Origin of the sequence: Kangiella sp. TOML190, assembly GCF_023706045.1 — a bacterium.
In the GTDB taxonomy this organism is placed as follows: Bacteria; Pseudomonadota; Gammaproteobacteria; order Enterobacterales; family Kangiellaceae; genus Kangiella.
Genome location: NZ_BQYL01000001.1, coordinates 659,785 through 673,209 on the forward strand (window position 1 = coordinate 659,785; position 13,425 = coordinate 673,209).

Here is a 13,425-nt window from a genome sequence, read left to right on the forward strand (position 1 = left end):
GTGGCCTTTTTTCACTTGATATAATTTCACCTCAGTTTTGTCCAAACCGATTGATACTACTGGTGTAAGCTGCAGTAATAACATTAAAATTATTAAGCTAGCATTTTTCATAGGGTACTAACATGCCTGATTCAACACTCTCGATAGCTCTATCTTGGCTAGCTGACCGATATTTGTTAAGTGCAAAGATGTAACCAATTATGAGCTAGCAAGGTCAAAAGTTAGTAATCTTGTATATTTTTTAGTCTATCACTGTATTTTTCTTCAAAACGCCATAAAATCAATGGATCAAGTTGCTATAGGTATATCCATGACACTCATAATGGTAAGAAGATCCGTTAACGTTTGCGCAGCCTTGCTCATCGCCGCTATTAGCCTGCCTGTATTTTCCCACGGCGGTGGCCATCCGATCCGCTATATCGCCAGCGATGGCGTCGATAAAGGCGATTGTTCCAGCCCAACAAAGCCCTGCAAAACTATTGCTTATGCAGTTAACAAGTCCAGTAAGGGCGACAAGATCCAGATGGCGGCTGGTAACTATCATGCCAAGAATATGGATATTTTCTATTTGCTCAACGACATGGTGGCGATTTCGGGCGGCTATTCGCGCTTGGATGGATACCAAAATAAATCTGCAGAAAATATCACTACGATTGTGGGTTTACCTGCAAAATACCGCGACCAACTTGCGGCTAAGGGTTTTAAGCTCTTATCGGATACTAAGGGCAACGATCAATATCGGATCAAGCCTGACTACTTAAAGTTGTTGGCAAAATATCAAAAAATTAACTCCAGTTTTGAAAAGAATATCGATTGTAGTAGCGGTATGGCTGATAATTATCCTTGTAATAATATCAACTTGTTATCCCACTTACCCTTATCCCAGATGAGTTCAACACCCTCCAGTGGCAACGATATTTGGGGTTATCGCGATCTAAATACTGGTCGTGAATATGCGGTGATGGGCTTATTTAATGGCACTATCTTAGTCGATGTCAGCGATCCCAGCGCACCCCAAGAAGTCGGCACCATTTCAGGGGTTAGCAGCACTTGGCGCGACGTTAAGGTTTATCAATTTTTTGATCCGCTGGCGAAAAAATACCAAGCCTATGCTTACGTCACCACCGAGGGCAATGGCGGCTTTCAAGTTATCGATTTGACCAAAGCACCCGATAGCATTTCTCTGGCTAATACTATCAACGTATTTCAAACCGCGCATAACGTCTACCTTGGCAATATTGATTACGCCACCGGTTTGCCGCTCGATAATCAAGAAGCCTACCTCTATATCGCGGGCTCCAATAATGGAAACGGTTCTTATCGTATTTTTGATCTGAAAAATCCCGCTAATCCTAATTTAGTCACAACCCCACCCAACACCGGCTACGTGCACGATGCGACCAACTTAAGCATCAGCGATTCGCGTACCAGCCAATGTGCCAATGGGCATAACCCTTGCGAGTTGTTTATCGACTTTAATGAAAACACCATGGACATTTGGGACACCACCGATAAAGCCAATCCAGTCAAGTTAAGCGCCACTGGCTATAGCGGCGCTCAATACACTCATTCCGGTTGGTACTCGCAGGATAAAAATTATATCTTTATTCAGGACGAACTCGATGAACAACGCGATGGCCTCAATACAACCCTTTACGTGATGGACATTCGCGATCTGACCAGCCCAAAAATTGTTGGCTCTTATGTGGGCCCGACACGCGCCATTGATCACAACGGTTTCACCTTGGGCGATAAATACTATATGTCCAATTACAAACGTGGCTTAACTATCTTGGACGTAAGCAATCCGGCCACCCCCGCAGAAATTGGCTTTTTCGATACCTTTCCCGTACCTGCGGCCAACGATCCGCAGTTTGATGGTGCTTGGGGAGCTTACCCTTACCTACCCAGCGGGAATATTTTGGTAAGTGATATTTCCAATGGTTTGTATGTGTTAGAAGACAATTCGGGCACTCAAGCAAACCAAGTCGGCTCTATCGAGTTGTTATTAAGCTCCGCTAGCTATGATGAAGCTAACGCGACCATAGCCGTCGCCGTATCCCGAGCGGCAGGCTCTAACGGCAGCGTAAGTCTGGATTATGAATTACAAGCGCAATCCGCCACTGCTGGCGAAGACTTTGCTCCAGCAAGTGGTAGCTTAAGCTGGGCCGATGGGCAGTCAGGAGTTCAATATATAGATATTCAATTGCTCGACGATACTAGCGAAGAAGCGGCTGAAAATTTCAGTCTGATCTTATCCAACGTGCAAGGCGGCGCCACCTTAAATAGCGATACTTTTACCGTCAACATTAAAGCCAGCGACGGCCCGTTACGGGGCACAGTAGGCTTAACCAGCACGGCCAGTAGCATCGAAGAAGCGGCGACGAGTCTTGATATTCTGGTTGCTCGAACCGGCGGTTCCGACGGCGAAGTCACGGTTAATTACGCTACTCAAGATAACTCAGCTACTGCTGGTCAGGATTATACAGCGGCTAACGGTAGCCTTAGTTGGGCTGATGGCGACGCTAGTGACAAGACCATTTCGATTTCGATTTTAGATGACTCAGCGCAAGAAAATGATGAAAACTTTAGTCTCTTGTTATCCGATCCTCAAGGTGGCGCGGCATTAGGCACAAGTAGTTACAGCATAACTATCCGGCAAAATGATCAGCCGACGCCACCACCACCGCCGCCGTCTTCTGGCGGCGGTGGTGGGCCAATAGCACCTTTAATGCTGTTGACCCTGTTAAGTATCTTGCTTTATCGGGTAAGGCTAGTTCGATCATTTTAAAACTCTTTGACACCTTTTTTAGGATCTTTCGGCGCCATTTCTTTTTGGCAGAAAAACAACCAAAAAGCTGTTATCTTAAAATGATTGGTCATGACTAGCTATTACTCTAATAACAGAGTCTAACTCAAAGAATATAATGAAGAATCCAGTGAGAAGATCCCATGGGCAAACTTAGACTGCATATTTATGTCGCCTTACTCGCGCTGGCCAGTGTTCTGGCTTTTACCCAAGCGCTGGATAAATACGGCTACCAATATACCGACGAAGCGCTCAAGCGATCGCTGGTAGCTTTTGGTATTGCGCGCGGTTTAAATGGTTTAATTTCGGTAGCACAAGAAGCCGAGATTGCGATGCAACCTGCGGGCGTGGGCTTAACCCTATCGCCCGGCGAAATATTAGATCCAGTCAATGATCTGATAGAACGCTTTTCCAATATCATGCTGATTAGTGCTTCCGCTTTAGGGGTGCAAAAATTACTGCTTAGCATTAGTGCTTGGCACTACTTTAATTATTTAGCGATTGTTTTTTGGCTGGCTATAGCGATCTTTTTAGTCCTTAACCGTCATCATAATCCAAAGTTGCAATCGCGACTGATAACCATCGGACTATTTCTAGTGTTGGTGCGTTTTATTACGCCGGTGATGGCACTGTCCAGTCAAGGTTTGTACCAAATCTTTTTAAAACAGGATTACATTGAGGCCAGCCAAGGTTTAGAGCATTTATCTCAAGATCTAGAGGCCGAGTCAGAAACCACCCATAGCGAGGCTAATGCGGATGCCTCGGTATTAGAGAAAGCGCAAGCTTGGTTTAGCGATACGGTCTCTGAGTTTGATATCCAAAAGCAAATCGAATCCTATAAACAAGCCGCCGAATCGGCCAGTCAAGATGTGATCAAATTAATCACACTGTTTGTGGTGCAAACCCTAATATTTCCATTGCTATTTTTATGGCTGCTTATTGCATTAGGAAAAAAAGGATTAAGCTCTATCAGCTCGAATCGACCAACCCTTTAGCTTAATTGCTTCAAACCATCATTAGTGACTGTAAACTGGTGCTTGGTTACTTGGTTTAAAAAATCTTGTGGTTGCTGGTAGTAGGATTGATAGAGCGACTCCTCTGGAACCAGATAAAGCTCAGCGATAATATTGTCCGCATTGACTTGTAAAACCGTTAAACCATGTCGCGCCATCTCCGCAAATTTTAACTGCGGATTGGCTTCTTTTAGCGATTGGTTAGCGCTTTTTAGCATTTGATCCACGTTCGGGATCGCGCTTAGCTTTTGGTGCTTTGCAGCCATATCAGAAATCATTTTGCGCTGAGTACTGGAGGATACCGATGGTGTAGTAAATTCCACCGCACCAGTAGTATGTTGACCAATTAAAGCAGCATGAATATCGCCGGATAATAAGACTAGGTTTTCTGCTTGGCTTAACTCTGCCAACAAAGCATGACGTTTCTGTGGAAAGGCATCCCAATGGTCGACGTTTAAGTAAAACCTTTGATTAAAGGGTTTAGGAATTTTCAGTTCTTTTTTACTTAAATCTAACACCAACGAGTTCATGGACACTGAATTAGCCACCAACTTCCACTTGGCTTTAGAGCGAGCTACTGCTTTTTTTAACCAGCGCTCCTGCTCTTCGCCCAGCGGGTTATGCAGCTGCGAATTTAGTCCATAACTGATTGCAGATACTAAATCATAAGAATCTTTTACCACAAAGTAGCGAGCGCCAATGGCCCCAAACAAATTTATTTTACCCAATAATGCATAACAAAATCCTAGTGGTAATTTTTGATTCCATTCTGCGCTAAATGTAACTGTCGAGCCTTCACCAGCTTTAACTTGCTGATATTGCTCAAGCCACTGATTAATAATAGGCACGGCTAAATTACCGCTAATTTTTGCCAATGCTTTTTGTTTGGCTGCAGCTTGCGCTAAACCTTGCTCTTGATAAGCTTCGGTCAACTGCGCGATCAAGATATTTTTTTGCTGATCATATTGTGGCTCATCAATATCAAGGTATGGCATTAGAAAAGGTTTTATTTTTTCAAAACTAATACCTTTGGCAGCCATTAATAACTCAAGCGTTGTTTGATTAAAGATGATGCTGGCTGGGAATGCATCTTCAGGAATTAAGTGATCTGGTCTATGGGTTCTAAAATCCGTGACCATCAGATCTAAGTTTTTACCAAAATTAAACTGACGATAAATTTTAGTATTGGGATAAAGCCTCTCCGTATCCAGTAATGTCTTATCGCTTGCGAACTGTTCAAGATCGAGTGGCATATATTCGTAATAAGCCATTTCCGAATTCAGCTTGCGCTCAAGGTTGGATTCATTCTGCCGCCCACCGCTGTGGGTCGCGTTAGTACCGAAGCTATCGTCAGCAAATTCATGGTCATCCCAAGTGGCGATGATGGGAAACTGTTCGTGTAGCTTTTGCAATATCGAATCGGAGCGGTAGATTTGATACAGCTGACGATAATTATCCAAGCTATTGGCCGCGTAAAAAGGCGCTTGTTCCGCGCCCAACTTAATAGCATTTGCTAAATCCCGAAACTCCACCGAGCGACCATTATCTCTTTGAAAACGTGGATCACGCGTAGTTTCATAAATGTAGTCGCCTAAAAATAAGACAAAATCCAGATCCTCGATCTCGAGTAACTGCAGGTAAGTGTTATAAAATTTGCCAACATAATCTTGGCAACTGACTTGGGCAATTTTGATCGAACGCTGCTCATCAGCTCTTGGCGCAGTTTTGGTGCGGCCAATTTTTGATGAAAAATACTGTTCTGATTTTCGATAAAGAAACCGGTAGAAGTAATAATTCGAAGCTTCGAGTTCACTAACTTTGACTTTTACGCAACCGTCGCGCAGAGGATCGGTTTTTATTTTTTGGCTGAGGATAATGTTAGAAAAGCGCTTATCCGCTGCTACTTGTAAGACTAATTCCAGTGGCTCTCGCGGCATCAATTGCGCATCCTCCACTCTGGTCCATAAGATCACACTATCGGCTTTAGGATCGCCCGATGCTAGCGATTGTGGAAAGTAGTCGCTCGCTTTGGTGTTGTCTATCTTAGCTTTTGACAGATCCAAAGAGTCACCAAGCTCTTGGCAGCCAGAAAGTCCCAGCAAACCAATGCCGCTAGTTGCGAAAGCCATAGATTGGAGAAATTGTCGTCGTTGCACTTGAAATTCTAATCATCAAAAACAACTCATCTTACCAGCATTTTATGCCGTTGCTACTAATTCTTTTACCGTTCTTATCGCCCTTTTCTTTGCTTTTCTGTTAGCTTTTTTCATAGGTTTCTCCTTAGTTCTGACATTAGTTTTAGATTCTCGTATAATGCCCCCAAACATTATTCCATCAGAATTATCCAAGGATCCGAAAATGAGACCCAGTGGCCGTACTAGCAACCAACTTAGACCCGTCACCATTAGCCGTAACTTCACCAAACACGCCGAAGGTTCGGTGTTAATCGAATTTGGTGAAACCAAGGTTTTGTGCAACGCCTCGGTTGAAGAAGGAGTACCTCGTTTCTTAAAAGGAAAAGGACAGGGCTGGATCACCGCTGAATACGGCATGCTACCGCGCTCTACCCACAGTCGCATGGGACGTGAAGCCGCTCGCGGTAAACAAGGCGGTCGTACTTTGGAGATTCAACGCTTGATTGGTCGCTCGCTCCGCGCCGCGGTTGACTTAACTCAGCTCGGTGAAAATACTATCTATTTAGATTGCGATGTAATTCAAGCTGATGGTGGCACCCGCACCGCTTCCATCAGCGGCGCTTGCATTGCATTGCACGATGCGCTGTTTTATATGCGACAAAAAGGATTGATTAAAACTAATCCGATGAAGCATTGGATTGGCGCTATATCCGTCGGAATTTATCAAGGTACGCCGGTATTGGATCTGGATTATCCGGAAGATTCAGACGCGGAAACCGATATGAATATTGTGATGGATGAAAACGGTGGCTTTATCGAAATCCAAGGCACTGCCGAAGGCCAGCCTTTTTCAGGTAATGAGCTAATGGCCTTATTGGATTTGGGTAAGCAAGGAATTCGTGAGATTTTTGACTTGCAGAAGCAGGCCGTATCAAAATAATTTCAAGCATAACTAGGGTAGCTTATACCACATTAATCTGCCCTAGCTTGCTAATAAAACTGTTCGTTGCTAATAATTAACAACTAGCTTTGGCCAGTTTTCTAACCAAGCTTTATCTCTTACCCTAGCTCCAAAAGCTTTTGGTTTTCTGCGTTTGTCATTAATTGTAATAGAATAGTTAAACAGTGCTTCGCAACCAAAAGGAGCAATGACTTCTAGCGTTTGATCGCGATGCAAGCGTACCCCTATCGCAGTTTCTATCTCTACCCAGTAGCTCATTGCATCAGATGTAGACGAATAAGGTGAATCATTATTTCTAAGATGCATTCTCGCCTGATTCTTCACTGACCAAGGTTGAAGATATTTAGTTTTTAAAGTCTTCTCGATTTTTTTATCTACAGAGGTATCATTATTTTTGTCAAAGTAGATCAGATCAATATCATTTAACGGCGTACCATGCTGATTCTCATGAAGTTTATCCCATACCAGATTACGAACAAAACCTGCGGCTAAGCACCAATCCTTTAATTCAAGGCTAGCAGCAGCTTTCAATGCATTAAATCTTACTTCATCGCTCTGTAACCATTGCTTTATTTGCCGTTCATAATTCATCTTATTATCGATTCAGTTTGTTGTACTTTTTCTAAAGACGGTTTCGTTAAGCTACCTTCTCCAAAAATAAGGCGTAAAGAGAACTAATAAAGTAAAGATCTCCAGGCGCCCTAATAACATGGCAAAACTTAAAACGTATTTAGAGAGATCCGAAATACTATTATAGTTAAGCGCCACTTCGCCAAGCCCGGGCCCAAGATTATTCATGCAAGCCGCAACCGCAGAAAAAGCAGTAACCTGATCGAGTCCGTCGGCAATTAAGATCAGTAGTAAGATGACAAACAAGGCAACATAGGTGGCAAAGAAACCCCACACCGATTGCACTACCCGATCGGACACCGAGTCTTTACCCAACTTGATTAAGAAGACACCATTAGGATGAATAAGTCGCTTGACTTCTCTTAGTCCTTGTTTGAAAAGTAGTAATACTCGTATCACTTTCATCCCACCAGCAGTTGAGCCCGCGCAACCACCAGCAAAACTGGCGAAGATCAATAAAGCAGGCAAGAAAATTGGCCAAGTATGAAATTCTGAGGTGGCAAAGCCGGTGGTGGTAGCGATAGAAACCGTATGGAAGATCCCTTGCACAACCGCATCGCCAAAATTAAAGAGCCCGTAAGCAAACAGCACCGCTATGCAACAAACGGCAACTAAAGTAAGCATCAATAGGTAACTTTTAAATTCCGGATCTCTTAGGTAAGGCCGAATGCTAAGACGCCTGACTGCGCCAAAATGCAGAGCAAAATTAACGCCCGCGAAAAACATAAAAAAGCTGCAAATTAGCTCAATGGCCCGAGAATCAAAATAGCCGATACTGGCATCGTGTGGTGAAAAACCTCCGATAGCAATGGTCGAGAAGCTATGTGCTATAGCATCAAAAACATCCATTCCCGCTAGCCAATAAGCCAGCCCACAAGAAATGGTTAGACCTAAATAGATGTACCAAAGTGCTTTAGCCGTTCCTGCAATTCTTGGTGTTAATTTATTGTCCTTCATTGGCCCTGGCGTTTCCGCTCGATAGAGCTGCATACCACCAATACCTAACATCGGCAAAATCGCCACCGCTAATACGATGATACCCATGCCACCAAGCCATTGCAGTTGCTGACGATAATATAAAATAGCGTGAGGTAGCTGATCCAAACCACTCAGTACAGTCGCGCCAGTGGTGGTTAATCCTGAGAAGGATTCAAAAATGGCATTGGCTAACGATACATTAAGACCATCGGTGAGCAAGAAAGGAAGCGAACCGAATAGACTCAAAACCGTCCAGAATAACACCACGATCAAGAATCCATCGCGAATTTTCAGTTCGGCTCGCGCTTGGCGGTTAGGAAAATACAGGATTAAGCCGGTAATCAAGGAAATGATAAAGGTAGCAAAAAAGGCTGTTCCGCCCCCATCTTTATAAATAAAAGAAACCGCCACTGGCGGCATCATGGTCAAGCTGAACAGCATCAGCAATAAACCAAGAAAGCGGGTAATGGTGGAAACTTGCATCTTTTAGTCCACTAAAAGTAAGTCACGTTGACTTGGAACAGACGCTCAACATCGTGAATATACGCCTTGTCCACCATAAACAAAATCACGTGATCGTGATCGCGGATAATCACATTATCATGAGCGATCAACACCCGCCCATCGCGCACTAAAGCACCAATGGTGGTGCCTGGTGGCAGCGGCACTTCGCTAACCGAGCGTCCGATCACCAAGGAACTTTGTTCATTGCCACGAGCAACCGCTTCAATCGCTTCGGCGGCTCCACGGCGTAGCGAGTAGACGTTAGACACCAAACCGCGGCGAATATGTTTTAACAGGCTGCCGATGGTGACTTGCTGAGGTGAAATCGCAATATCAATTTCTTGTCCTTGGATGAGATCGACATAAGCCGGACGGTTAATCAAAACCATCGTTTTGCGCACGCCCATTCTTTTTGCCAACATCGCTGACATAATATTGGCTTCGTCGTCATTGGTAACCGCGACAAATAAATCGAAATCTTTGATATTCTCATCATCAAGTAAATCTTGATCAGAAATATCACCATGCAGCACTAAACTGTCTTGCAAGGTATCGGCAAGATGTTGCACCCTGTCAGCATTCCGCTCGATAATTTTAACCTGCGCTTCTTTTTCAAGTGTTAAGGCAAGACCTTTACCGATATTACCGCCACCAGCGATCATAACTCTTTGGTAGTCTTTCTCCAGCCGTTGTAATTCACTCATCACCGCTCGAATGTGCTTTTTATCGGCCAAGAAGAACACTTCATCATCGGCTTCGATAATAGTATGCCCCGTTGGCACAATCGGATTACCTCGGCGAAAAATTGCCGCTACACGAGTATCAACATTAGGCAGATGGTGGCGCAACTCTGACAAAGCATTGCCGACCAAAGGACCACCATAATAAGCTCGCACCGCCACTAGGCGCACTGCTCCATCGGCAAAATCCAGAACCTGAAAGGCACCAGGGTTCTCAATCAAACGAGTCACATAATTAGTAACCAATTGCTCAGGACTAATGACAACATCGACAGGAATATGATTATCTTCAAAAAGGTTAGGAAAGGATTGGTAGTTTTGCGAACGAATACGAGCAATTTTTTTCGGCGTTTGGAATAAGGTATGCGCGATTTGGCAGGCCATCATATTAACTTCGTCGCTATTGGTCACAGCCACCAACATATCCGCATCATCAATTCCAGCTTTGTAGAGTACATTAGGGTGAGCGCCATGACCGACAATGGTCTTTAAGTCCAAATGATCCTGAATATCACGCAAGCGCCTCGAATCCGTATCGATCAGCGTAATATCATTGTCTTCGCCTTCTAAATTTAGTGCCAAGCTCATACCCACTTGCCCAGCACCCAAAATAATTATTTTCATATGCTTATTCTATGGCTTAACGATTGGCTCTTTTTAGCGCCACACTGAGGCTCTCGCCATGATTTTGCCATTTAACATCAGCTACTTTTTAGGCCTATCCCTATATGCTAACTCCATAAGCCCCTGATCTAAAGGATTTTTTAGTAAAATTGATTAGTTTTCAAGCGCTTGTTTCTCTAACAAGCAATAATAAAAACCGTCCATTTGACTTTGGCCTGGCAGAATTTGAAGGCCAATCTTGCTACTGGAAAGCCTCTGCAAAGACTCGGTAAAGGCTACTAACTTGGCGCTGGTTTCTTGTGCTAAAAAGCGCTCTATTTGGTGTATATTTTCTTGCGGTAATATGGAACAGGTGGCGTACAGCAATTGCCCGCCAGGTTTTAAGGCTGGCCAAGCTTGTTGCAAAATCATTGCTTGAATATTAACTAACTCGTTAATATCGCTTTCTCGCCTTAACAGCTTTATATCGGGATGGCGACGAATAACGCCAGTTGCGCTACACGGAACGTCCAATAAAATTTGATCAAACTGCTGCGGCGCTTCTTGCAAATATTCTAGCAAGTCGTGACAAATCACTTTGGCATCCAGCTCGAGCCGCTCAAGGTTTTCTTCGATCCGCTGACAGCGGCCATCGTCAATATCGACCGCACTGAGATCCAACTGATTGTTGGAATATTCAAGCAAATGGGCTGTTTTGCCACCCGGCGCAGCGCAACCGTCAAGCAGCTTCATACCCGCTTTCGGTTTTAAGATCCAAGCCGCCAGTTGCGCAGCAGCATCTTGAACCGACACCCAACCCTCGGCAAACTTAGGAAGCGCCGTCACTTTAACCGGCTCGGCTAAAACAATAGCACTCTCTACTAACTCGTGTGCCTTGCCATCAATAGCGCTCTGGCTGAGTAATGATAAGTAATCCTCGCGGCTGGTTTTGGATAGATTCACTCTCAGGGTCAAAGGCGCTTGCTGATTAGAGTTTGCTAGAATCTGGTCAACTTGTCCTTTATAGCTGGGCTTAATTTTATTGATAAGCCAATCGGGCATAGCAAATTTAGTATCCCAGTTTTTATCCAGCGCTTGGTTAATGGCTTCTTTTTGTCGTAGGTAATTTCGTAGGACTGCATTAAGCAGTTTTTTTACCCACGGTTTTTTCAATTGCTCACAAGCTTCGACGGTTTCGGCAATCGCGGCATGATCGGGAATACGACTGTATTGCAGCTGATAAAGGCCCACGATAATCAAACACAATATATCCGAATCTTTATTACGCAGCGGCTTTTGCAATAATTGATTGGCCATCGCTTCTAAGCGAATATAGTAGCGACAACTGTTTAACACCAATGACTTAAACAAAGACACATCGGCTGAATTGTCAAATTCAATGCTCGCCAAAAGATCCGTCGCCGAGCGGCCGTGAAAAGCAATCTCAACCAATGATTTAGCCGCTTGCGAACGGATATGAGAACTCTCAAAAATCATGAGCTGATCAGCTCAAATTGTTTACCTTCAGCAAACAAGGCTTGTCTAGCCGGAGCGTTAAGTAAATCCTTAACCGCCATCATTTTCGAGCCCGCCATCTGCAGATGAGTCAAGCGCAACAAAGCTTCATTACAAGCAACTAGAATACCCTCTTTATCAGCACGTAGAATAGTACCTGCCGCTTCATCGGTAATGCTATCCACCACTTCTGCCTGCCAAACCCGAATGATCTGCCCTTCAATCTGCGCAGTACAAATAGGCCATGAATTAAAAGCACGAATTTTTCGTTCGATGTGGGTAGCCGAATCTTGCCAGTCGATTTGCGCTTCTTGCTTGCTGAGTTTATGCGCATAGGTTGCTAACTGGTCGTCTTGAATTTCAGCGCTTATCTGCTCATTGGCAAGCTTATCAATCGCTTTTACCAATAAATTCGCGCCTTGCGCTGCCAGTTTATCGTGCAAACTAGAACCCGTTTCAGAATCAGCTATTGGAATTACGGCTTTGAGCAGCATAGGTCCCGTATCCAGCCCCGCGTCCATTTGCATAATGGTGATGCCAGATTGGGTATCGCCAACTTCGATAGCTCTTTGAATCGGCGCCGCGCCGCGCCAACGGGGCAGCAAAGAGCCATGTACATTGATACAGCCCAATTTTGGCGTATCCAACACCGCTTGTGGCAATAGCAGGCCATAAGCCACCACCACCATCAGATCCGCATGGTACTGCGCTAAATTTTCACGGTCATTCTGATCTTTAAAGTTAACCGGCTGCTCAACCGCAATATCATGTGCTAAAGCCAATGCTTTAACCGGACTCATGCTCGTTTTCTTGCCGCGACCCGCCTTACGATCCGGCTGAGTATAAACCGCAACCACTTGATGCTCGGTATTATGGCAATGCGTAATCAAGGCTTGCAAGCTGCTAGCGGCAAAGTCGGGAGTTCCGGCAAAAATTATCTTCAAGCTGGCGTCCTTTTAATTTTTTTACAGTGTTATTATCAAGATAATGGAAACGGCGAGATTAAAATCAGCTGAAACTAACCCGCTTTAAGTTTTTTCTTTTGCTGCTTTTCCAGCATGGCGCGAATACGGCGCTGTTTTAGCGGCGACAAATAATCCACAAACACCTTACCGTTAATATGATCCAACTCGTGTTGAATACATACCGCCAAGAGATCGCCCGTATCCAATTCAAAGGCTTCGCCATTTCTATCCAGCGCCTTAACCACAATTTCATTGGCGCGCTCAACTTTGGCATAAACTCCAGGAAAAGAGAGGCAGCCCTCTTCCATCACTTCTTGGCCGCGTTTTTCAACAATTTCAGGATTAATAAACACCAAAGGCTCCGATTTATCTTCGGAAACATCAATTACAAACAAACGCTTGTGAAAATCCACTTGAGTAGCCGCCAAGCCAATACCTGGCGCCTCATACATGGTTTCAAACATATTGTCGATCTGGGTTTGTAAGGCAGGGGTAAAATCAGCCTCGGTAATTTCCTTGGCTTTAGTGCGCAAACGCGGATCGGGGTACTCTAAAATTTCTAAAATGGCCAT

Annotated in this window: 10 protein-coding genes; 3 read left to right on the forward strand and 7 right to left on the reverse strand. The window is 44.3% G+C overall.

Translation table 11 applies throughout. The features are described from left to right. Positions 1-310: 310 nt before the first annotated feature. Together NFS34_RS03180 and NFS34_RS03185 are read left to right on the forward strand one after the other, a co-directional pair. On the forward strand, positions 311-2,791 hold the full coding sequence (locus NFS34_RS03180; RefSeq protein ID WP_251358437.1) for a choice-of-anchor B family protein: 2,481 nt from the start codon (positions 311-313) through the stop codon (positions 2,789-2,791). 161 nt (positions 2,792-2,952) lie between these two features. Next, positions 2,953-3,804, forward strand: coding sequence for a hypothetical protein (locus tag NFS34_RS03185; protein ID WP_251358438.1), 852 nt, complete (start codon positions 2,953-2,955; stop codon positions 3,802-3,804). On the opposite strand, the gene NFS34_RS03190 is transcribed toward NFS34_RS03185, so the two are convergent. Beyond that, positions 3,801-5,951 carry an alkaline phosphatase gene (locus NFS34_RS03190; protein WP_251358439.1) on the reverse strand — a complete coding sequence of 717 codons (2,151 nt, stop codon included), beginning with the start codon at positions 5,949-5,951 and terminating at the stop codon, positions 3,801-3,803. The two genes, NFS34_RS03185 and NFS34_RS03190, sit on opposite strands and share 4 nt — an antisense overlap. Positions 5,952-6,180: 229 nt before the next feature. Here NFS34_RS03190 and rph point away from each other — a divergent pair, with 229 nt between their 5' ends. Then, positions 6,181-6,897, forward strand: coding sequence for a ribonuclease PH (gene rph / locus NFS34_RS03195; protein ID WP_251358440.1), 717 nt, complete (start codon positions 6,181-6,183; stop codon positions 6,895-6,897). Positions 6,898-6,966: 69 nt separating this feature from the next. Here rph and NFS34_RS03200 read toward each other — a convergent pair whose 3' ends face one another. The 6 genes from NFS34_RS03200 to def all read right to left on the reverse strand — a co-directional run bounded on the left by NFS34_RS03200 (position 6,967) and on the right by def (position 13,425). Beyond that, a complete protein-coding gene (locus tag NFS34_RS03200; protein ID WP_251358441.1) occupies positions 6,967-7,509 on the reverse strand; it encodes a nucleotidyltransferase family protein in 543 nt (180 codons plus the stop codon). Between the two features lie 51 nt (positions 7,510-7,560). After that, a complete protein-coding gene (locus tag NFS34_RS03205; protein ID WP_251358442.1) occupies positions 7,561-9,009 on the reverse strand; it encodes a TrkH family potassium uptake protein in 1,449 nt (482 codons plus the stop codon). Between the two features lie 11 nt (positions 9,010-9,020). Next, positions 9,021-10,394, reverse strand: a complete 1,374-nt coding sequence (gene trkA, locus NFS34_RS03210) for a Trk system potassium transporter TrkA (protein ID WP_251358443.1) — start codon at positions 10,392-10,394, stop codon at positions 9,021-9,023. Between the two features lie 153 nt (positions 10,395-10,547). Further along, on the reverse strand, positions 10,548-11,870 hold the full coding sequence (gene rsmB / locus NFS34_RS03215) for a 16S rRNA (cytosine(967)-C(5))-methyltransferase RsmB (protein ID WP_251358444.1): 1,323 nt from the start codon (positions 11,868-11,870) through the stop codon (positions 10,548-10,550). After that, a complete protein-coding gene (gene fmt / locus NFS34_RS03220; RefSeq protein WP_251358445.1) occupies positions 11,867-12,832 on the reverse strand; it encodes a methionyl-tRNA formyltransferase in 966 nt (321 codons plus the stop codon). The genes rsmB and fmt overlap by 4 nt, the downstream gene beginning before the upstream one ends. Positions 12,833-12,906: 74 nt before the next feature. Next, positions 12,907-13,425, reverse strand: coding sequence for a peptide deformylase (gene def, locus NFS34_RS03225; protein ID WP_251358446.1), 519 nt, complete (start codon positions 13,423-13,425; stop codon positions 12,907-12,909).